The organism is Methylophaga sp. UBA3613 (genome assembly GCF_002375415.1).
Classification (GTDB): domain Bacteria; phylum Pseudomonadota; class Gammaproteobacteria; order Nitrosococcales; family Methylophagaceae; genus Methylophaga.
The window spans coordinates 52,552-74,241 of sequence record NZ_DFLS01000001.1; the positions used below are offsets into that span (position 1 = coordinate 52,552).

A 21,690-nucleotide genomic window follows, 5' to 3' on the forward strand; every position below is an offset into this window, starting at 1 on the left:
GTTCGCTCAAGCCTTATTTTATTGTTAAATCAAAAGTTTTCCCTGGACTAAACCATTGTGCAATTGGAAATAGTTTAAACAATTCGATTCTGCTATTGGTGGGCTGTGATAATAGCCTTGAAAAATATCGCAGCCCATTTCAGACAACACTTCGCGTTGTTCTTTGGTTTCCACGTATTCTGCCACCACATGCACTCTTTGTGCTTTTCCCAGTGAACATATTGTCCTGACAATATCTGCATTAGTGTCATTGACCAGAACGTCCCGTGTAATGGAACCATCAATTTTTATTGCATTCACTTGAAAGCGGCGCATATATAACAATGATGAATAGCCCATGCCGAAATCATCCATTGCCAGATGCACACCGGTTTCGACCAGCTGTTGTAAAATCAAATCTGTCAGGCTGGTATCGGGAATTTCAGAAGATTCGGTAATTTCCAATTCAAGTTCTTCTGCCGATATACCGTAATCCTTAATATATTTCGTAATATAAAAAGGTAAATCCTTATCTGTTAACTGAAGTGGAGAAATATTTACCGCGACAGTTAATGCTTTATATCCTGCGGCATTCCAGCGAGCTTTGCAGGCACAAGCCTGCTTGATTACCCATCGGCCCAGATGATGAATCAATTCACTATCTTCGGCGACAGCGATGATCACAATAGGAGAGATAAAACCATATCTTGGATGCGTCCAGCGAAGCAGGGCTTCAACACCAACGATTTGCCCCTGACGATCATGCTTGGGTTGATAGACCAGTGTCAGCGAATTCTGTTTAATCGCATTTTGCATATCAACAGCAAGATCCCGGGCAATCATGCCAACCTTATCCTGGCGGGTAATAATTTTTTTGTCTTGTATTGCCCACCTTGATTATCGTGTCTGATGCCTGTGTAAAAGCATCTAAAGACTGTTGCTGACGGTGTTTTTCAGCTTTTTTCACAAAGGGCAGGTAGCTCAAGGTGCTGATAGCGATTAACAGAACTTGCAGAGCAACACCACGCCAGGATTCCGTCAGTAGCCAGCCTGATAATAAAGGGGGCGTTGTCCAACCCACAATTGCGGAATCGTAAATAGTGATCAATCCAAACTGCAAAGCGGCCAGTGATATCAACATCAATAGAACCGGTATCAGCACAAATGGAATCAGGTAAAACGGATTAAATACAATCGGTAATCCGTAGATCAATATGTCATTAATATTGAACAGAGAAGGGACTATAGAAATCTTCGCAATTTTATTCTGTGCACCACGCCGCGTAACAATAAAAATTGCTATTAATAGGCCGAGCGTTGCTCCAGATCCGCCCAAATGCACAAAGTTATTGAACAGGACTCTAAACGCCAGAGATGAAGCATTGAATCCTGCATCCAAGTTCGCTAAAAATAGCGCTCCATCCGCTGCACCGTATATGAAGATACTGCCATGAAGACCCACAAACCAGAACAATTGGTTCATTAAAGTGACAAAGGAACCTAAAATCCAGGTTCCATATTCATTGTTATGTGCCCAATCAATAATAAGTTGTGTAAAGTCGGGAAAATCAGGTGTTGAAGCCAGTATCAGAGCCGTTATAAAAAAGATCATTCCGCTAAGAATAATCGACGGGCTTAAGCGCATCGCTTGATAAAAGGTAGTATCGGTATCAACAGGCAGGTTCAACAGATCAAGATAGGGTTTTCTGGCGGCCCAGAGCATTAGTTCGGCTGAAAGCAGCCCAACAACAATCCCTATAAGAATAACTTCTGCACTGAACTCAACTGGAGAAATATTGGGTAGTGAAACGGTGATGATCAGAAAGTTAATTACCGCACTGATTGCCACCATTAATGGAGGGGCAATTTCACGGTGTTTGGTTAAACCTGGCATACGAAAAACAAGTTGGGAAGAGACGATAGCTGCCAGTAACAAACCAAACAAAGTAAATGAATTATCGATGATTTGTCTTAATGGTTCACGCCAATCTGCACCAAGCCAATGATCCATTGACTGCTGATAATAAAGCCAGGGAAAGTTCAGTATAAGTTCGGCAATAACGCGAAGAAAAGTGAGCGGCAAAAGTGCGACAAAGCTGTTTCTCGTCGCTATCATCCATAAGAGCAAACGTGCTTTCAATCCCGGCTCCTTTTATTTAGATTCATCAGGTTTTGTTGAATGTATATTTGAAAAAGTGAGAACCATTAACATCAACCTGATGTTCTAATTATTCCAGCATATTTACATATAATCAGATCGGCAATCAATTTTATGTGACGCCTACCAGAAAAAATCTTTAAAGGGGGGATTGAATGAGTCGTTTAACGCACAACTTATGCCAAATATTATCTATAGGTGTAAGCAGAATTATTCCGTTTTAAACCTGACATTATCTATATTTTTAAATGCAATAGTGATGGATATTTTTTACTGTATTTAGTCGCTCAAATTTTAGCTAATTATTAACGAACCTTATTACCTTTTTCGGCATACATTTTTTTATCAGCAGCAGCTAAAAAAACATTAACATCAATATCTTTTTCAACCAGACTATTTACAAAACCCACACTGTATTCAATATCATAACCCCGAGCTGCTTCCTGATTATAATTCGTTACTTCGTTATCAAAGCGTTGAATAACCCGTTGCGTATTTTCAGCATCAACATCCATCATTAACACGGCAAACTCATCACCACCAAGACGGCCGAATACATCAGAATCACGGAAAACTTTCCGCAAGAAATTCGCAAATACGATTAACGCTCTGTCGCCCTCAGCGTGGCCGAACTGGTCATTAATGGGTTTAAATTTATTTAAATCAAACAACAGGATAGAAGCTGAAAGTCCTTTGCGACGGCAAACATTCAAACTGTGTTTAGCCAGCGCCGTAAAGCCTCTGCGATTTGAGATTAACGTCAGATCATCCAGTGTCGCCAATTGCAAAGCAGCAATTTCCTGTTCGGCCATTACGCCGAGATCGCGTAATAACTGCAAATCTTCCGGATCAAATTCTCTTGGTTCATCATCAATGATGCAAAGGGTGCCAAGGGCGCTACCATTATTTATCTTTAGTGGATAGCCAGCATAAAAGCGAATGTTGGGATTAGCTGTAACCAATGGATTATCTTTAAATCGATGATCCTCCAGAGCATCTTCTATAACAAATACGTCATCACCTAATATGGCATGACCACAAAACGAAATTTCTCTCGGTGTCTCGTCAGGAAGCTCATTTTCTGAAGCTTTGGATTTAAACCATTGGCGCCCATCATCAATCAAGCTCAACACTGAGATATCTACTCCAAACATACGTTTGGCCATGCGGGTCAGTCGATCAAATCTTTCTTCAGGTGCCGAATCAAGAATTTTAAGCGCTCTAAGCTTTTCAAGTCTTTGTTTTTCATCTTCGGGAATCATCGGTGAAATCATTATTTTGTTATCTCCAAACATGCCTTAGCAGATGGCAACCTTATTGACCATGGACATTCAAAGCAAGCAACAAGGTCACACAAACGTAACTCAAGTTGAGAAACAATTAGATTAAATTAAAACGTTATCCAGAAAGTTTGGATGCACATCAGTAATCAAGGTTATTCATCTTCTGGTTGGTAACCATCCCGAATCGTGATTTCAGTGTCTTTTGGGTGTTTTTCCAGAACCATACTGTTTTCACCAATGGTGATTTTGAAACTATCACGTGTAACTTCTGAAACTGTATAAGGCGTAAGATCAAGTAACAGCATATTGCCTCGAAGGCGGGTAATGCTGTCATCTGTCTGGGAAAGATAAGTCATATCCTCATCGTGATAAGTCACTAGCTCAGAAATCGTTTCCATGCCCTTGTCAGTCATGGTGAACGTTAAAGCAAAAGTATATTGGCCCTGCTGTCCAATCCAGGTAGTGTCGGCAAGCATCGCATAATCGACACCACGAGTCAGCGTCATATCACCGCTTTGCAAATGATCTTCATCTTTAACGGTCAGGGTATCAGTGGGTAAATCTTCTTCGGCTTTCAGTTTAATCATTTGTTCGCCACTGTCATATTCATACTCGGCAGTAGTGACATCTTCTCCCTGATGAATCTCAAGCGTTCCATCGGTATTAAACTGATAACTGATATTACCTTCCGGGCCCACAAATCTGCCCTGAAATTCATCATAGCCACAGCCAGATAACGAAATAGATAGAATTAAGGCGAACAGCCATATTAATTTGTTCATTGATGAAGTTATCCTTGCTTATAAATAGATTCAATGACGCAGAGGATACCGTTAAAGCAGTAAGACACAAAATAAATACGTCGTTATTGGCTTTGGTCACACTACTTGTGAAAAATTAAACGTAGATTGGGCTGAATTTATGATGCCCAACACGTGAAACAGATTAATTGTTGGGCTTCGTGCTTCAGCCCAACCTACCAAAATTGGTTGGTTGGATAAAGCCTGCGAAACCCAACCTTTAGAGATCTCCATTATTAAACAGCTGGACGTTGAAGCGGCTACTTAATGGAACAACCCGCACTAAATCAGCTGTATCCCACCACCAAAACTCCGGTAAATATCGACTAAGCGGAGAAAGCTTTGTTGTTGCAGTTGAGCCAACTGATCGCGGCTGCGTAGCAATTCTCGCTCAGAGTCGAGCAGGTCGAGAAATTCGCCACTACCGGCGTTATAACGCTCGCGGGAAATGTCTACCGCTTTGGTACTGGCCTGCCACTGCAGCTCAGTGCTTAACTGTTGCTCACGGCTAAGGTTGTAGCTGTTAAGTGCCAGTTGCATTTCATTGATGGCATCAAATACCTCCTGCTCAAATTGTGCGAGTGCCATTTGCGAACTGGCTTCAGCCTGACGAATACGTGACCTGACGGATCCTAAATCCGCAGCCTGCCAACTTAAACTGGGTGCAACCGACCAGCTTTTGGTATCGCTACCCAGTGTTAAACCGGGGCCAGATAAAAAGCCCAAAAAACCGCTTATCGATACATTCGGATATAAATCGGCGGTAGCCACGCCAATCTCAGCTGTACGGGCAGCCAATAATCGCTCGCTACTCGCAACATCCGCTCGATAACGCAGATAGTTTTCACCTTCCACCACGGATACAGGGTGTTTTAACTGAGGTAAACGAGGTACATCATCAAGTTCTAGTTGACCGGGCCGCTGTCCTAACAAAGCAGACAAAGTTGCATCTGCAGTCAACAGAGCGACGCGATATGCCGGTATAGAGGCATTTACTTGATGTAGTTGCACATCTATTTGCGTAAGCTCCAGCTCTGAGGCCATACCGGCCTCAAGCCTAGCCATAACAATGCCGCGACTCTGTTGCAGATTTTGCAAATTTTGCTCTGCTACTTTTAAGCGCAACTGGGCACCACGGTATTCACCATAGCTGGTTGCCACCTGGCTAATTAACTGGACCTGAGCATCGTGCCAGAGAATGTCCGCCTGCTGAGCCTGGGCTTCAGCGGCTTCACTGGCACGACGTAATTTACCAAACAAGTCCAAATCCCAGCTTAAATTGGCTCCGGTACTATATCCACGGAGAATCACGCTCTCATTTTCGCTCTGCAACACGGCATTTTCACTGGCCTGATAACCCGCGTCCAATGTGCCTTTTGGCAGAGTGTCATTATCAGCATCGCGAAACACAGCATAAGCTCTGTCGACATTGGCTTTCGCTTGCGCTAACGTCCGGTTTTCGTCCAGGGCACGATCTATTAGCCGATTCAGCGACTCATCATCAAAGGCTTGCCACCAGCTTTGTGCCAACTCGGCTTGCTGATAAGGGCTGCTAATAGTGATATCAGCTACTTTGTCAGGTGACCGATAATCTGGTCCTACAGCGCAGGCGCTTAATGACATCACCAATACGGCAATTGTTGTTAGTTTGTGTTTGTTATACATGGGTATTATCCACCTTATCGGTTATAGCCGTTGAAGAAGGCAGCGCTTTTGTTTCGCCACGCTTGGCCAGCATGTAATAAAACAATGGTGTTAGGATTAAGCCAAAGAAGGTGACACCAATCATGCCGGAGAACACAGCCACACCCATGGCCTGACGCATTTCAGCACCGGCACCGGTTGAAAATACCATGGGCACCACGCCCATAATAAAGGCGATAGAGGTCATCAAAATCGGCCTTAACCGCAAGCGTCCCGCTTCCAGGATGGCTTCCATTGTGCTCATTCCATGGTCTTGCAGTTCTTTAGCGAACTCGACGATCAAAATGGCATTTTTGGTGGCGAGCCCCACCAGCACTATCAACCCTATCTGAGTGAGGATATTGTTATCCCCGCCGTAGATTAAAACGCCGCTCAGTGCTGACAATAATGTCATCGGAATGATCAGAATAATGGCCATCGGCAAACTTAAGCTTTCGTACTGGGCTGCCAGCACCATAAAGACCAGCATAATCACCAACGGATAGATAAATACCCCGGCATTACCAGCCAGAATTTGCTGGTAAGTCAGCTCTGTCCATTCATAGGTCATGCCATTGGGTAATGTTTCAGCCAGTATTTTCTCAATCGCTGCTTGTGCCTCCCCGGTACTGTAGCCAGGGGCTGGACCACCATTAATTTCAGCGGTAGTAAAGCCGTTGTAATGCATGACCCTGTCAGGACCCGCTGTATCAGTAACATTGATAAAGGAACCTAGTGGAACCATTTCACCATCGCTATTACGTACCTTTAACTGGCTGATTTGTGACGCACTCTGACGAAACTGTTCATCAGCCTGCATATTCACCTGATAGGTACGACCAAACTGGTTGAAGTCATTGACATAAACCGAGCCCATATAAGCCTGCAGTGTTTGAAATATCTCATCCAGTGACACATTTTGCTGTTTGGCTTTAGTGCGATCGATGTCCAGATCCAGTTGCGGCACATTGACCTGATAACTGGAAAAAATACCAGTCAGCTCAGGTGTAGCCCAGGCTTTTTGCATGACCTGCATCGTTACGTTGTACAGCTCTTCGTAACCATGACTGGCGCGGTCCTGTATTTGCAGCCTGAACCCACCAATGGTGCCAAGCCCCTGTACTGGTGGAGGAGGGAAAATGGCAATAAAGGCATCTTCAATACCGGCGAACTTCTGGTTTAACGCTGCTGCGATAGCATCAGCTGACATTGACGGATCGTTACGCTCCTTGAAATCGCTTAAGGTGGTAAACACGATGCCGGAGTTCGGACTGTTGGTAAAACCGTTAATGTTCAGTCCGGGGAAAGCAACAGAGCTGATTACGCCGGGTTGTTCAAGCGCAATATTCGACATTTCCTTAATCACTTCCTCGGTACGTTCTAACGACGCAGCATCTGGCAATTGAGCAAATGCCACCAGATATTGTTTGTCCTGACTTGGCACATAACCGGAAGGGGTAGTGGCAAACTGCACACCCGTTAAACCCAGCAGTGCAACATACATAATGCCAACCAGCGCCCCAAAGCGAATGACCTTTTTGACTAACCAGCCATAACCTTTGGATAAACGGGCAAAGAAGCGATTAAACGGACCAAATAACCAGCCTCCTAAGAGTTTGTCCATGGCGCGTGTTAACAGATCTTTTTTCTCACCAGGTGCTTTTAATAATAGCGCCGACAGGGCAGGGCTTAGCGTTAACGAATTAATCGCTGAGATAAAAGTAGAAATAGTAATGGTTAAAGCAAACTGCTTATAAAATTGCCCGGTTAAGCCTGACATAAAGGCTGTCGGGATAAACACTGCTGCTAATACTAATGTCGTAGCCACGATAGGGCCTGTCACTTCTTTCATTGCTTTTTGCGTAGCGGCAATCGGTGTTAGGCCTTCGCGTATATTCCGTTCAACGTTTTCAACCACTACGATGGCATCATCAACAACGATACCGATGGCTAATACCAGACCAAACAAAGATAGGGCATTAAGCGAAAAACCAAGCAGATGCATAAAGGCAAATGTACCTATTAATGACACAGGTACTGCCACCAAAGGAATAATGGACGCACGCCAGGTTTGCAAAAACAGCACAACCACCAGTACCACCAGTACTAATGCTTCAAGCAGCGTTTTTATTACCGCCTCAATAGAACCGCGTACAAACACTGTTGGGTCATAAACGATGTCGTAGGCCAACCCATCTGGAAAGCTTTTCGATAACTCTGCCATTTTGGCGCGTACATCGTCAGAGATTTGAATCGCGTTAGAACCTGAGGCTTGAAAAATAGGAATAGCCACAGCGTCTTTATTATTTAATAACGATCGCAGGGCATAGGTTGAGGCACCCAGCTCAATACGAGCGACATCTTTTAAGTAACTTATCTCACCGTTGTCGCCGACTTTGATAATGATATTGCCAAACTCTTCTTCGGTAGATAAACGACCTTTAACGTTTATCAGCAGCTGAAATTCTGCATCAGCACTTGGCTGAGCACCTAAGCTTCCGGCAGCTGTCTGCTGATTTTGCTCACGGATTGCGGCAGTAATTTGTGATGGAGATAAACCAAGAGCCGCGACCTTATTAGGATCCAGCCAGATCCGCATACTGTAATCACCGGCGCCGAACAGTTCTACAGTGCCCACACCATTAATTCGCGCCAACTCGTCTTTAACATTCAGCAACGCATAGTTAGACAGATAGAGCATGTCATATCGATCGTCTGGCGAACTTAAATGCACCACCATGGTTAAATCGGGTGATGATTTTTCGGTGACAACACCTAAGCGTTGTACTTCTTGTGGCAAGCGTGGCATGGCACGATCTACCCGGGCCTGAACCTGAGTCTGGGCTAAATCAACATCGGTGCCGATGGCAAATGTCACGGTGAGTGTCATGCGACCATCCGAGGTGGACTGAGAAGACATATAGAGCATCTCTTCCACACCGTTAATTTCCTGCTCCAATGGCGAGGCGACGGTTTCAGCAATTACTTTAGGGTTAGCCCCTGGGTAATTGGCTGTTACCACAACAGTGGGAGGCACTACTTCAGGGTATTCGGTGATGGGTAGTTGCCATACTGCAATAGCACCGGTAATTAAAAAGAACAGTGAAATAACGGCTGCAAAAATTGGCCGTTTGATAAAAAATTGCGAGAACATGAGGTTTCCTTATCCTTGATCTGCTGAGCTGTCAGATTCTGCAGCCAGTGAGGTGCTGGTTTTATCCAACAACTGTTGAGCCTTACGCAAACCCGCTAATTGCTCTTTGGTTGCCATATCCACTAATTTGGGTTCGATCTGAATATTGGGCATTACGCGTTGTAAGCCATTCACCACAATTTTGTCGTTTGCGGATAAACCTTCACGCACAATTCGCAGACCATTTACCTTTTCACCAAGCTTGACTGCGCGGTACTCCAATTGATTATCAGCATTCACGACCAACACAAACTTGTTGTTTAAATCCGTACCGATGGCTTTTTCATCAATCAGGATGCCTTTATATGAGTCACTGCCGACCAGTTTGATACGGGCAAATAAGCCTGGTAAAAGTCGATCGTCAGTGTTGGGGAAACTGGCACGAATCCGTATAGAGCCGGTTTGCTGGTTTACGCTATTGTCGACAAAATCAATATTGCCAATATGTTGGTAACTGCTGTCATCGGCCAACGCCATATAAACAGGATTTGCTGTGGCATCGCGGGTATCAGCCCGTTTGCCGGCTTCTGTCAGACGCTGGTATTTCAAGTAGCTTTGCTCATCGACATCAAAATAAGCGTACATTTTGTCGGTCGACACCAGACTGGTTAACTGGCTTTGACCTGCGTTAACGAAATTACCCGCTGTTATTTGGGCATAAGACACTCTGCCACTAATAGGAGCGGTAATGCGGGTGTAACTTAAATCCAGTTGGGCACGATGCAGGGCAGCTTTAACCGATGCAACGCTTGCAGCAGTTTGCTGTTTACGTGCAAGACGGGTGTCCAGAAGTTCATCCGATATAGCGCGTGCACTACTGAGTTTCACTGCCCGGTTATATTCGGTTTCAGCCAATGCTAAAGCGCTTTCAGCACTTTGTAAGTCGGCTTTAAGTCTGGCGACTTCAGCTGCAAACGGTTGTGGATCAATTTGTACTAACAAATCGCCCTTATTGACCAAAGCACCTTCAGTGAAATGTATCTGTTCGATATAACCTGATACGCGAGGCACGAGATTGACCGTTTCCGGTGCTTGCAATCGACCAGTAAATTCATCCCATTCGGTAATTCGCTCATTCACCACCTGGGCCACGCTGACTTCGGGTGCAGCCGGCGCTTCAGCCTGATTAGCCGCTTGTGGATTGCCACATGCGGACAGCACCATTACAGCGATGCTACCCAACAAAAACAGTCTTAACGTGTTTCTTGTACTTATCATGTAGTTCTCCTTGGTTTTATTTAGAAATGGGGTTTCCAGCAAATTTCTGATACTGCAACTTTACATACGATGCGTATGTCAGAAGGCAAGTGTAAGGTAGGTATAATTGCCCTTAACGTAAGTATGGAAATTCTTGCTCATACGCGACGTATGTGATGTATAGTATTTCGCATACGCATTGTATGTCAACTAACATGCATTACGTATGTAAAATTTGGAGAAAATGATGCCGCAAAAACGTGAAGATATGATTGCTGAGACCCAGGCTAAGCTCATTAAATCTGCGAGAGAATCTTTTGCTCAACATGGATTCGCGGAGAGTTGCATGGATGATCTTACGGCAGAAGCCGGCTTGACACGCGGTGCGCTTTATCATCATTTCGGCGGTAAAAAAGGCTTACTGAAAGCTGTCATTCAACAGATTGAAGATGAAATGACAACGCGGCTGTCAGCGATAAAGTCGCAAGCCCCAACCACGTGGGATGCCTTTATTAATGGTTCCATCGCCTATCTCAATATGGCATGTGAACATGAGATACAGCGCATCATGCTTTTAGATGGCCCCGCTGTATTAGGTGATCCTTCGCAGTGGCCTCGTAAAAACTGTTGTATTCGTAGTACGCAGCTCAGTATTGAAAAGCTGATGGAGGAAGGTGTCTTGCGAGAGGTTGACTCTCTGGCGATGGCCCGGCTGATTAATGGTGCCTTGTTTGGCGCCTCCTTATGGATCGCCAATGCAGAGGATCCCCATGCTGCATCAAGCAAAGCGGTAGATGCATTTTTGACGTTGGCTTCTGGTTTGTTAAAGTCGAACTGAACATCAACTAGTCTTTATCAAGATTGAAACCAGTGCGCACCAATATGCTTTCGAGAAAATGTCTTAGTAACATCATCTCGACAAAATAGTGATAATTTATTCAACTATTAAAAAATTGGGCAGGCGAAACCTGCCCAAGTCATTACAATTAAACATCCTTCAGAGATTATTGAATATTTCGTGAGGATAAAAACGCCTTAATTTTATCAATGATAAATGGACCTTCCTCCTCAAGCGCAAAGTGTCCGGTATCCAGCACGTTATAATCCAGATCTTCTACATCTTTTTTATATCCTTCAGCGCCCTCGACAGGGAAAAATGCATCATTTTTGCCCCATACGACGAGTACTGGTGGTTGATGTTTACGCAGATAATTTTGCCATTCGGGATATTTCAGCACATTGTTTTGATAGTCATAAAACAGATCCAATTGAGCCCGTGTTTGTCCTGGTTTGGTAAGGTTGGCATAAGCCAGCACCCAGGTATCAGGCAGTATCGCTTCGGGTTGTTGTGTCCCGTGAGTGAACTGCCATTTCATCCCGTCAAAGGTGAACACGTTTTCCGCAATAGTGGTTTCTAATTCTGGGGTTTTTTGTTTCCAGTAATCGAATATCGGTCCCCAACCTTTTACCGACAAACCCTCTTTGTAGGCATTACCATTTTGCGTAATGATGGCTTGAATACGTTCAGGATGTTTAACAGCCAACCTGAATCCAATCGGCGCGCCATAGTCCTGAATCATCATTGAAAACCGATCAATCCCTTTTTGTTTCAAAAACAGATCCATCACACGAGCGAGATTATCAAATGTGTATTCAAAGTTTTCAGGATCTGGAAAGCTGCTATTACCAAAAGCGGGATAGTCGGGTGCAATCAGATAATAATCTTCCGCCAATCCAGCCAGGACATCTCGGTACATATGTGATGAAGCTGGAAAGCCATGCAGTAAAACAATAACCGGTTTGTTTCTATCGCCTGCTTCCCGATAGAAGATCTCCAGACCGTCTACTGTTTCATAGCCATATCTCACCGATGAATGATCAGTTATCTGAGATTTAGCGATGTCTTGCGTTTTGCTACCCGCTTCGACTTGAGATGACGCCCATTGAGGGGTGAGCAAAAATAAAATCGGCAGGCCCATCATTAGCTTTTTAAGCCATGGTAAACCACCTTGATTGATAGGTTTATTAGTCGATATGCCATCTCGAACAGCAAAGCCCAGCTTACCTAAGGCATTTCCTCCAGGGCTACTTAGATCGTATTTACTAAAATTTTGTTTTTTCATTGTGTACTCCACGTTTAAGATAAAACTAACCTGTATAAGTTGTTTATACAGGTTATAAATTATCAGGACTTAACTAACCTGTCAAATGCATGTATAGTGGTTACATGAATGAGATAAAACAAAAATACGAATTTGTGGGTAACAACCTTGGCGTTGATTTCATTAATACAGAAGTTAATGTGAAAGGTGAGTTGGTCGATTTATTACCGACTGAAAGTGATGTGATGGCATGGCTGGAACAAGCCAATATTGATGTGGATCTTGCACGGGGTATTGATGTTGGGAAATTACTTGCTTTCAGAGACAAAGCAAGGCAGATTCTCACTCAGATTATTGAGAAGCAAAGTATTGAGAATGATGCTATAGCTACATTAAATAACTATCTGCAAAACTATAAAATGCATTATCAGCTTGAGCAGTTGTCTGAGGGGTACCAGCTAATTAATCAAAATGTCTGTCACTCCACTGCAGATATTATTGGCCTACTGGCTTACGAGTTAGCGAACATGCTGGCCAGTGATCAACGGACTTATCTTAAGCGCTGTTTAAATCCAGATTGTGTTTTGATGTTTGTAGATAACTCACGCAGCCATAAACGGAGATGGTGCAGTATGGATACCTGTGGTAATCGAGCGAAGGTCTCGAAACATTATCGAAAGGTAAAATCTTAACGAAAGTCCAACACAGGTTGAGTGAAAGACGCCAGTGTGGAGTTTCCCCTCAACCTAACCAAGCCTGTTTTTGTAATCACCCTCTAATCTGCAGGTTTATAACCAAACAGCTGCTGGGCTTTAATTTTTTCAGCGACCACACCAGGAACTAATTTTTCCCAGTCGGGCTCGTTGCTGGTGATCATTTTCAAAACATCCGGTGAAAAAATGTGCAGGTAATCTTCATTGAACTGTTCAATTTGTTCGATATGGTTACCCTTTTTCAGATACTCATACAAATGCGTCTGTTGTTCATCAACCTGGAGATTATCGACTTTGAATAACGTGTTTGTTTCAGCGTCTTTGAAAGGATAAATATAGAGTTTGACGTTATTCTTAAATAACCGGCCAAAACCTTCAAGAATCCCACCGTGTAACGTGGTGTAATAGTGATCATGAAACAATTCAATCAAACTATGCGCTCCCATCGTCAGCCCGATGCGGCGATTGGTGTAACGCGATAAATAGGTTGCCAAGCGATAGTACTCTGGATAGTCCGAAATCATTACCGTGTGTCCGGTGGCCTCCAACACATCTGCTCGACTAATAAAATCTTCCAGATCGATGCTGTCATTGCCATCAAGCAAGTTATGCATGGTAATTTCCATAATGGAAACGGTTTCTTCCGTGGACGAGTCATCCTCGGCTTCAAACTGTTTTCTGGCAGCATTTAGCATATCAATATTGACGTGGGTCACCGGACGGAACCGACCTCTTTCCACTAACACATTCTTCTTACGTAAATGCTCTGAGGGCTGAAGCACTCGGCCATCAGCCGAAAACATCGCGGCATCACTCAAGCCAAGTTGTACCAGTCTCAAACTGATAACACGGTTATCAACATGCAAGAAAGCATCACCATGAAAATCAATCATATCGACTTCAATACGATCCGTGGTTAGATTATCCAGCAGTGATTTCACCAATAAGTCAGGGTTATGGCTTAAATGAAATGCACCATGTACCAGGTTCACACCCAGAATGCCCAGTGCTTCTTGTTGCAAAGCATTTTCATGGTCCAACATACGGACATGAATAATGATTTCGCTATGTGCAGCATGAGGTTCCGTCTGAAAACGAATACCCAACCAACCATGGCATTCATTGGTTCCGTGATAGTTACGTGCTGATACGGTATCAGCAAAAGCGAAAAAAGCCGTGTTATCGCCACGTTGCTCGCTTAAACATTCCACGATTAAGTGATATTCATGATCCAGCATGTCTTCCAAACGTTCACGAGATACATAACGTGACGCTTTGCCATAAATATCGTCGCTTACTTTCATATCGTATGCCGAGATACTTTTAGCAATCGTGCCTGCAGCACCACCGACTCTAAAGAACCAGCGAACAACTTCTTGGCCAGCCCCAATTTCTGCAAAAGAACCATAACGGATAGCATCAAGATTTACTTCAAGCGCCTTTGCGCCAGTCGATAAGATTTTATGTTCCATACTATCCCTAGAAATGATGTTATCGAGTTGATTTATTACTGCGAATTCAGTGTGTAAAGCAGCATGTTTGTTCGCACTCATCGATTGTAACGCCTTTGAGCATGAACTTGAAATGTGAGGCATTTTGGTCGTATTGGATAAGCCACTAAGCTTAACAAATCATTCTTTTTACACGCATTGAAACAAGCTTCTTTTCAAAACGTGTTTACTATTAGAAAACATGCCTTTATGTCATTAAGTAAGCGATGGATAATTGTAAAGGCTACTTAACTGTTCTATCGACATGCATCTTTTTCGCTCGATTGTTATGAATGAAATCAATAAGTCTTAGATCATCTAAATCATTACGGATTAATTTTTTCTAGCAATATCTTTGCAGCATGCTTAATTGTGCTTTGCAGGGAGTGTTTGGGATAGATCCGGGGAGAGACAGGTCATACGCACGGTAAAAGACGATAACATTATCGTTCTCAATTTATCTCAGGTGTTTTCCAAACACTTACGCCATTAAAAGGATGTCTATTGCGATCGTTGTCTCCTCCGCCAGACGCAGAACCGGCAAGACTAAGCTGGAAAACCCTAAAATCGTTATGGCCGTATCTTATCGAATATCGTGGTCGTATTGTCATCGCGATGTTGAGTCTTGTGGCGGCCAAGCTAGCGACTATTGTGGTGCCATTCATTCTAAAACACATCGTGGATGGTCTTGATAGTAACCAGTTACCGGATAAGATGCTTGCGCTGCCACTCGGTTTATTACTGGCTTATGGCGTTGCACGCCTTTCCACAACCTTATTTAACGAGCTTCGCGATACGGTGTTTGGTCGGGTTACCGAGCGAGCAATGCGCCGTATCGGACTTAAGGTCTTTCAACATCTTCATGCTTTAGAACTCGACTTTCATTTAAATCGACGTACGGGAGGTTTGTCACGCGACATTGAGCGCGGTGTTACCGGGGTGGGGTTTTTACTGCGGGTCATGGTCTTTAATATCGTGCCGACAGCGTTGGAAATGGTGTTGGTGATTGGTATTTTGTTACTTAACTATCATGTCGGCTTTGCATGGATAACATTGCTGGCAGTGGTCAGTTATGTGGCATTTTCAGTGTTAGTGACCAATTGGCGGCTGACATTTGTTCGTGAAGCGAATCAAGCTGACTCCACTAGTAATACTCGTGCTATTGATAGTTTATTGAATTACGAAACCGTCAAATTTTTTGGTAATGAGGATTTTGAAGCCAACCGCTATGATGACGAATTAGCTAAATGGGAACAGGCTCGGCGTAAAAATCGGTTGTCCTTATTTTTATTAAATGGTGGACAGGCGCTGATTATTGCCTCCGCGATGACAGCCATGACGGTGCTGGCAGCCTCTCAGGTCATTGCGGGACAAATCACGCTGGGTGATTTTGTCTTAATCAACGCTTTCACCATGCAGCTGTTTATCCCGTTGGGCTTTTTAGGCTTCGTTTATCGTGAGTTGAAAAGCTCAATGACCAATATTGAGCGGATGTTTGCGTTATTAGATAAATCCCCACAGATTAACGATAAACCGGAGGCCAAGCCGTTAGTCATTTCGGATGGTGCCATTGAGTTTGATGCGGTGAATTTTGGTTACAGTGACCGATTGCCGATCTTGAACGAGTTCAGTTTTAAGGTGCTGCCAAAACAAAAAGTCGCGGTGGTCGGCAGCAGTGGGGCGGGCAAGTCCACTTTAATCAAGTTGTTGTTTCGTTTCTACGATATTCAAAGCGGCAGCATTCGTATTGATGGTCAGGATATTCGCGATGTCACACAGGCCTCGTTACGCCAGGCAATTGGTATCGTGCCCCAGGATACCGTTTTGTTTAATACAACACTGGGTGAGAATGTCCGATATGGTCGTATTGATGCCACTGATGCCGAAGTAGAACAAGCCATAAAACTGGCCCATTTAGAAGACTTTATTACTGAATTGCCAGACGGTTTAAATACTCTGGTCGGAGAACGGGGCTTAAAGCTAAGTGGCGGTGAAAAACAACGTGTAGCCATTGCCCGCACGATTTTAAAACGTCCGCCTATATTGATGTTTGATGAAGCAACCTCATCGCTGGACAGTCATTCTGAACGTATTATTCAGGAGGCCATTCGCGACATTTCAAAGGGGCAGACCAGCCTGGTGATTGCACATCGTCTGTCTACTGTAGTGGATGCCGATGTCATTGTTGTCATGCAACATGGGCAAATTGTTGAGCAAGGAACCCATGAATCCTTGTTAAAGCTGGATGAGGTCTACGCTAAGCTTTGGCAGTTGCAACAACAAAAGACATGACCCATTTCGAATAGTGGCTTTAACCTATTAGTAACAAGGATTTGCACAGCGCATTTGGGCGCGAACTTTAAATTGCCATGTCATCCGGCATGATCATGATACTAAACCTTCTACAAAACCAGTCTTATTAATGCTCATCTAAGCCCAAATAACAAAAATGCCTGTAGCTCTGTAAAACCAGTCCGTCAGGAAGGCTAAGGTGTTAGTGACGATTCATGAAGCAATTACGTTATATCGGCTGTAAAAAATTCATATCTCTCTGAATTTTCTTTTCACTTTTTATTAATAAATAGAAAAAACAACGTCAGTCAAAACGATTTCAAGTTAAGTGAGCAAGTTTATTCATCTCCTTAACTGCCTATTTATACTCATATTATATTTTCCATAAGCTGCTTAATAACTCAATTGGGCTGTCAATATTAGTGTTGGCATTCATATTGCGTTAAGCATAGTAATACCCCTTATCTTATTTAAATCGGGGGAATGCCTAATTTGTATGCAGTTTCATAAATATTCCCCTGCTAAATACCTACAACTTTAGGAAAGCCCTCTCTTTTCACTTAAAGATGGGGGAGCGTTTCAAATGAAATGGAGAATTTATATGAAAAACAAACTCTTTAACGTTGCAATTTTAGCGACTTTGGGGCTTTCAACGGCACAGCTTCAAGCTGACGAAAGTGAAGTTGATATACCCGATGAAAATACTATCAGTGCTATAGCAGCGGAAAACGCTGCGAATGAACCAAATCCTGATTGGGAGGATGATATGACGAGAGATCCAGTTGATGTTGAAGATTTCGTTGAAACAGCTTCTGCGAAAGGAATTGCTGAGATTGAAACAGCACGTATGGCTCTGGATGAAGGAACAGCCCAAATTCATGAGTTTGCTAATCGGATGATAGAAGATCATACAAAAGCAAATAACGAACTGAGAGACATCGCAAGACAACAAGATCTGGAAGTCGCTGACGATCCGACACTGATGGATATGGCTAAAGCCATGATGCTAAGCATTAGAAATGATGAATCATTCGACGACGCTTACATCGAAAATTCAATCAATGCTCACGAAGAGACTATTGAGCTGTTTGAACGTGCAAGCCATTCAGATAATGATGCAATCCGTGCATTTGCACGCGAAAAACTGCCCATTTTACGAGAACATTTACAGATGGCAAACGAACTCGAAGAGCAACTTGGAGATTAATTCCAAACTCAGTTTTAACTCAATATAAAGTGTCTTCAGTTTCTGCTTCCTCACTCAATAATTACATTGATGAGAGTAAGGAGGATTGGAGGTACTTTGGGTTTTTCTTTCCCTTGCTTAGAGAGAAAATAATATAAATAAAAACATCAAGTTAATTAATGTTCTTTATTTCATTTATACGTAATTTAATCTGTGAAATTGTCAGGTTAGATACCGAAAGGAGAAATTATGATTCCCGAAGCGCTTAAACAAGCAAAATCTATCGAAGAGGTGGTTCAGATCATCGATAGTGGCGGCACAGAGTCAAGCTCACCGGAAGAGCTGGCGGCTGCATATGCTTATTTACAGACCATGAAAAAAGAAAGCACGGATAAGGAAGAGCTCCAAGTTGAGTTTAGGAGACTTATGGAGGAGGGCGCAATGTTTGATTACGCGTTAGCGTTGGAATATGCCGAAGCATGGCTAATTGATGCGTTAAATAAAGCAACAGCGTCACAAGGTTTATAAGCAACACAAAAACACAACGTGATTTTAAAAATCGGTGTAATTAACCCATAAAACTAATAAAACGGAGAATGGATATGAAATTCAACAATATAGTTTTATCTGCATCGTCACTTGAAGGTGACAAGGTTAAAAATGCTCAGGGTGAAGATCTGGGGAATGTTAAGGACATCATGATTAATACCGAACGTGGCCAGGTCCAATATTACGTCTTATCATTCGGTGGAATTTTAGGGATGGGTGATAAGCTTTTTGCCATTCCACCGCAAGCCATAGCGGTTGATACACAAGAAGAATGTCTCATCTTGAATGTGGATAAAGACACATTAGAAAACGCTCCCGGTTTTGATAAGGACAACTGGCCGAATATGGCTGATGAAGCCTTTCGGGATGAGGTATACGCTCATTATGGCTATGAATATCGAGTGTAATAAACGCCAGGAAAAGTCCGACAGTCAAGACGAAACTCAAGTCTTTGACTTGTCACTTTTATAAATATGTTTACTTTTCCTACTTCAAAACAAATTTAAAGGATAAATCGTATGAAATTTCTTAATTCAAATACAGTTTTTTTCCGAAAAAACAAACTGACAATGGCATTTATATTCGCATTGGGCAGTGTCAGCCTTTTAGCTTGTACGCCGGATAACGAAGTTACCGGAAGTTTAGATCAAAATGAATTTATTGATCGTGTAAGCGAACGTGGTGTTTTCGACGACTGGGATGTTAATGATGACAACCAATTGAGCGAAGATGAATGGAGTCAGCATGATGAATACAATTTAATTTATGAATCATGGGATCAAGATGGAGATGGACAACTATCTGAAAATGAATTTCATGAAGGCCTTTATCGCCATTACGACGGAAATAACAGCGGTGATATTGAGGAAAAAGAATGGAGCGAGGCTAAAAACGCTGGCTGGATGGATATTTAATTAAGCATTAGAAACAATGAGTTCTTTAATAGCCCGGAACCTTCCGGGCTATTTGTTATCACTATTACAAGAAAGAAAATTTTTTTGTGTAAAGCTGATTTATCACTTTATTCAAAAAAATGGTAAAGCGTCATTGATATATCAAAAGCAGCGGTGTAATCGCTGTATTTTTATTTATAGTGTTCCATTAGGAGGTTTGCATTATGTCTAGTCCTGAACATAAGGAAAAAATTTGGGGAATGATAAAAGATATTAAAGTCGGCATGTTAGTCACACTCGATGGCGACATGCCACGTGCCAGGCCAATGCACCTAGTTCAGGATGCCTATGATGGCACTCTTTGGTTCTATACTCGTCGCAGTGCTGAGAAGGTTAGCGAAACGGATCGTGACCATGATGTCTGCCTGACCTTTTCTGATCAGGACAAAGGTGTATATGTCTCACTGTCGGGCAGTGCTCGGGTGTCAGATGATCAAACACTGATCGACAAATACTGGAATCCATTTATTGCTGCTTGGTTCCCTGAAGGTAAAGACGACCCAGATGTCGCCTTACTGGAAGTTAAAATTGAAATGGGCGAACACTGGATGGCAAAAGAGAATAAAGCCTTCCAGCTTTATGAGTTTGCTAAAGCCAATATCAAACATACCACGCCGAATATTGGCGAAAACGAAAAGTTTGGTGGTTAACAACAATCTGATAGGACTAAAGGGGGCCTGCTGTTTGGCATATCCTTTCAATAAGGATTGGCCCTCTTTTAAGTTCAAGGGATGAGTTTTTTACGCTGACTACTGACAGTCATATTCGTTTCCATCCATCTGATTTAAAAGCATTTACTGTTTCTGAGTTAAATCAACATTAATGGAGTACTTGATTAGAAATGCTTGCTGAATATCTTTGCTATGAACGTTAGATTTTTGTCTGTTCTTGCCATTTTTGCACTTATTATCTCATTGTCGGCATGTGATGATAATCAGGACAATAATCAACAGAACGCATCAGAACAGGGCGGAATGAGTCAACAGGCTATTGACGTGGGCTTTGTCGAAATTAAGCCAGTACGGATACAACACACGAATCAGCTTCCTGGTCGTGTAGTGTCTTATCAGGTCGCTGAAATCAGGCCACAAGTCAGTGGCATCATTCAGTCGCGATTATTCAAAGAGGGATCATATGTAGAAGAGGGGCAGCAGCTTTATCAGATTGATGCCGCTCGCTATGAAGCGGATTACCAAATGGCCAAGGCTAATCTGCAAGATGCTAAAGCGCGAAGAGAAAATGCCCAAAACCTGGTAAATCGATATGAAACGCTGATCACTTCAAATGCAGTCAGCCAGCAAGAGTATGACAATGCACTGGCCAGCCTTGCTCAAGCTCAGGCTGCTGTAAGCCAAGCAGAAGCTGAAGTTAGAAGTGCAAAAATCAATTTAGACTACACGCGCGTATACGCACCAATAAGCGGTTATATAAGTCCGTCCAGCATTACAAAAGGTGCGCTCGTTACCTCTCAGCAAAGCGTTCCGCTGGCGACTGTACGCCAGCTTGACCCTGTTTACGTGGATTTGTCACAGTCTGCATCAGAGGTACGGGATTTACAGGAGCGTTTATCTGCTGCACGACTGAATAAAGAATCTCAATCTGAATATCAAGTTTATCTTTATCTGAATAATGCAACACAAAAATACCCACACAAGGGCACTTTAGACTCAACGGATGTTTCTGTTGATATACAGACTGCTTCAATACGATTGCGGTCTGTGTTTGATAATCCAGACACTATCCTGTTGCCGGGTATGTTTGTCTGGGCCTCCATAGAAGAGATTGGCCGTACAAAACAGATCGTGGTTCCTCAAAAAAGCGTTGTAATAGATGCTGAGGGTAGGAAAAGTGTTTGGGTTATTGATACTGAGAATAAAGCTGCCAAAACTCCTGTAACCACAGGGGCGGCCTATGGAAATAATTGGATTCTTCTTAATGGGCTAGAAAGCGGGGATCGTTTGATTGTAGAGGGGACGATGATGTTACGTGAGGGAGTCTTGGTAAAACCTGAACCAATCGATGTTGGATATGAGGACATGAATCTCGAAGTTGCACCGAATTCTCTTAAAGATGAAGCGCCACCCCCGATGGCCCAAACATCAAGGTAGGGCA

18 protein-coding genes are annotated in these 21,690 nt (G+C 43.1%); 9 read left to right on the plus strand and 9 right to left on the minus strand.

The window, feature by feature from the left end; genetic code table 11:
• Positions 1-24 precede the first annotated feature (24 nt).
• The 7 genes from B3S93_RS00250 to B3S93_RS00280 form a co-directional block, all read right to left on the minus strand.
• Positions 25-822, minus strand: a complete 798-nt coding sequence (locus B3S93_RS00250) for a putative bifunctional diguanylate cyclase/phosphodiesterase (protein ID WP_292401532.1) — start codon at positions 820-822, stop codon at positions 25-27.
• Positions 823-829: 7 nt separating this feature from the next.
• Positions 830-2,119: a PTS transporter subunit EIIC gene (locus B3S93_RS00255; protein ID WP_292401533.1), complete on the minus strand. Its 1,290-nt coding sequence runs from the start codon at positions 2,117-2,119 to the stop codon at positions 830-832.
• A gap of 323 nt (positions 2,120-2,442) precedes the next feature.
• A complete protein-coding gene (locus tag B3S93_RS00260) occupies positions 2,443-3,411 on the minus strand; it encodes a sensor domain-containing diguanylate cyclase (RefSeq protein WP_292356967.1) in 969 nt (322 codons plus the stop codon).
• A 161-nt stretch (positions 3,412-3,572) separates the two neighbouring features.
• Positions 3,573-4,202, minus strand: a complete 630-nt coding sequence (locus tag B3S93_RS00265; RefSeq protein ID WP_292356965.1) for a hypothetical protein — start codon at positions 4,200-4,202, stop codon at positions 3,573-3,575.
• A gap of 300 nt (positions 4,203-4,502) precedes the next feature.
• Complete coding sequence (locus B3S93_RS00270; RefSeq protein WP_292401535.1) at positions 4,503-5,885, minus strand: efflux transporter outer membrane subunit; 1,383 nt, start codon at positions 5,883-5,885, stop codon at positions 4,503-4,505.
• Positions 5,878-9,057 (minus strand): efflux RND transporter permease subunit, encoded by a 3,180-nt coding sequence (locus B3S93_RS00275; RefSeq protein WP_292401537.1) that lies wholly within the window; start codon positions 9,055-9,057, stop codon positions 5,878-5,880. Before B3S93_RS00275 ends, B3S93_RS00270 begins: the two co-directional genes overlap by 8 nt.
• 9 nt (positions 9,058-9,066) lie before the next feature.
• Positions 9,067-10,314, minus strand: coding sequence for an efflux RND transporter periplasmic adaptor subunit (locus B3S93_RS00280; protein ID WP_292401540.1), 1,248 nt, complete (start codon positions 10,312-10,314; stop codon positions 9,067-9,069).
• A gap of 247 nt (positions 10,315-10,561) precedes the next feature.
• On the opposite strand from B3S93_RS00280, the gene B3S93_RS00285 reads away from it, so the two are divergent.
• Positions 10,562-11,131 carry a TetR/AcrR family transcriptional regulator gene (locus B3S93_RS00285; protein ID WP_292401615.1) on the plus strand — a complete coding sequence of 190 codons (570 nt, stop codon included), beginning with the start codon at positions 10,562-10,564 and terminating at the stop codon, positions 11,129-11,131.
• A gap of 166 nt (positions 11,132-11,297) precedes the next feature.
• Here the strand turns inward: B3S93_RS00285 and B3S93_RS00290 are convergent, their stop codons facing one another.
• On the minus strand, positions 11,298-12,416 hold the full coding sequence (locus B3S93_RS00290) for an alpha/beta fold hydrolase (RefSeq protein WP_292401542.1): 1,119 nt from the start codon (positions 12,414-12,416) through the stop codon (positions 11,298-11,300).
• Positions 12,417-12,520: 104 nt separating this feature from the next.
• On the opposite strand from B3S93_RS00290, the gene B3S93_RS00295 reads away from it, so the two are divergent.
• A complete protein-coding gene (locus tag B3S93_RS00295) occupies positions 12,521-13,087 on the plus strand; it encodes a CGNR zinc finger domain-containing protein (RefSeq protein WP_292401545.1) in 567 nt (188 codons plus the stop codon).
• An 83-nt stretch (positions 13,088-13,170) separates the two neighbouring features.
• Here the strand turns inward: B3S93_RS00295 and B3S93_RS00300 are convergent, their stop codons facing one another.
• Positions 13,171-14,661: a TonB-dependent receptor gene (locus B3S93_RS00300; RefSeq protein WP_292401548.1), complete on the minus strand. Its 1,491-nt coding sequence runs from the start codon at positions 14,659-14,661 to the stop codon at positions 13,171-13,173.
• 441 nt (positions 14,662-15,102) lie between these two features.
• Between B3S93_RS00300 and B3S93_RS00305 the strand changes: the two genes are divergently transcribed.
• The 7 genes from B3S93_RS00305 to B3S93_RS00335 all read left to right on the plus strand — a co-directional run bounded on the left by B3S93_RS00305 (position 15,103) and on the right by B3S93_RS00335 (position 21,686).
• Complete coding sequence (locus tag B3S93_RS00305; RefSeq protein WP_292356956.1) at positions 15,103-16,890, plus strand: ABCB family ABC transporter ATP-binding protein/permease; 1,788 nt, start codon at positions 15,103-15,105, stop codon at positions 16,888-16,890.
• Between the two features lie 601 nt (positions 16,891-17,491).
• A complete protein-coding gene (locus tag B3S93_RS00310) occupies positions 17,492-18,097 on the plus strand; it encodes a DUF4142 domain-containing protein (RefSeq protein WP_292401551.1) in 606 nt (201 codons plus the stop codon).
• 228 nt (positions 18,098-18,325) lie between these two features.
• Positions 18,326-18,604, plus strand: coding sequence for a hypothetical protein (locus B3S93_RS00315; protein ID WP_292401554.1), 279 nt, complete (start codon positions 18,326-18,328; stop codon positions 18,602-18,604).
• A 74-nt stretch (positions 18,605-18,678) separates the two neighbouring features.
• Positions 18,679-19,032 carry a PRC-barrel domain-containing protein gene (locus tag B3S93_RS00320; protein WP_292356950.1) on the plus strand — a complete coding sequence of 118 codons (354 nt, stop codon included), beginning with the start codon at positions 18,679-18,681 and terminating at the stop codon, positions 19,030-19,032.
• A 111-nt stretch (positions 19,033-19,143) separates the two neighbouring features.
• Positions 19,144-19,539, plus strand: coding sequence for a hypothetical protein (locus B3S93_RS00325; protein WP_292401557.1), 396 nt, complete (start codon positions 19,144-19,146; stop codon positions 19,537-19,539).
• A 203-nt stretch (positions 19,540-19,742) separates the two neighbouring features.
• Positions 19,743-20,228 carry a pyridoxamine 5'-phosphate oxidase family protein gene (locus B3S93_RS00330; protein WP_292356948.1) on the plus strand — a complete coding sequence of 162 codons (486 nt, stop codon included), beginning with the start codon at positions 19,743-19,745 and terminating at the stop codon, positions 20,226-20,228.
• A gap of 195 nt (positions 20,229-20,423) precedes the next feature.
• On the plus strand, positions 20,424-21,686 hold the full coding sequence (locus B3S93_RS00335) for an efflux RND transporter periplasmic adaptor subunit (protein ID WP_292401559.1): 1,263 nt from the start codon (positions 20,424-20,426) through the stop codon (positions 21,684-21,686).
• The last annotated feature ends 4 nt before the right edge of the window (positions 21,687-21,690 follow it).

Bases quoted from the DNA above. Each gene is read 5' to 3' on its own strand.
- B3S93_RS00250 (WP_292401532.1), bottom strand. From the start codon at position 822: ATGATTGCCCGGGATCTTGCTGTTGATATGCAAAATGCGATTAAACAG.
- B3S93_RS00260 (WP_292356967.1), bottom strand. From the start codon at position 3,411: ATGATTTCACCGATGATTCCCGAAGATGAAAAACAAAGACTTGAAAAG.
- B3S93_RS00265 (WP_292356965.1), bottom strand. From the start codon at position 4,202: ATGAACAAATTAATATGGCTGTTCGCCTTAATTCTATCTATTTCGTTA.
- B3S93_RS00270 (WP_292401535.1), bottom strand. From the start codon at position 5,885: ATGTATAACAAACACAAACTAACAACAATTGCCGTATTGGTGATGTCA.
- B3S93_RS00275 (WP_292401537.1), bottom strand. From the start codon at position 9,057: ATGTTCTCGCAATTTTTTATCAAACGGCCAATTTTTGCAGCCGTTATT.
- B3S93_RS00280 (WP_292401540.1), bottom strand. From the start codon at position 10,314: ATGATAAGTACAAGAAACACGTTAAGACTGTTTTTGTTGGGTAGCATC.
- B3S93_RS00285 (WP_292401615.1), top strand. From the start codon at position 10,562: ATGATTGCTGAGACCCAGGCTAAGCTCATTAAATCTGCGAGAGAATCT.
- B3S93_RS00290 (WP_292401542.1), bottom strand. From the start codon at position 12,416: ATGAAAAAACAAAATTTTAGTAAATACGATCTAAGTAGCCCTGGAGGA.
- B3S93_RS00295 (WP_292401545.1), top strand. From the start codon at position 12,521: ATGAATGAGATAAAACAAAAATACGAATTTGTGGGTAACAACCTTGGC.
- B3S93_RS00300 (WP_292401548.1), bottom strand. From the start codon at position 14,661: ATGAGTGCGAACAAACATGCTGCTTTACACACTGAATTCGCAGTAATA.
- B3S93_RS00310 (WP_292401551.1), top strand. From the start codon at position 17,492: ATGAAAAACAAACTCTTTAACGTTGCAATTTTAGCGACTTTGGGGCTT.
- B3S93_RS00315 (WP_292401554.1), top strand. From the start codon at position 18,326: ATGATTCCCGAAGCGCTTAAACAAGCAAAATCTATCGAAGAGGTGGTT.
- B3S93_RS00320 (WP_292356950.1), top strand. From the start codon at position 18,679: ATGAAATTCAACAATATAGTTTTATCTGCATCGTCACTTGAAGGTGAC.
- B3S93_RS00325 (WP_292401557.1), top strand. From the start codon at position 19,144: ATGAAATTTCTTAATTCAAATACAGTTTTTTTCCGAAAAAACAAACTG.
- B3S93_RS00330 (WP_292356948.1), top strand. From the start codon at position 19,743: ATGTCTAGTCCTGAACATAAGGAAAAAATTTGGGGAATGATAAAAGAT.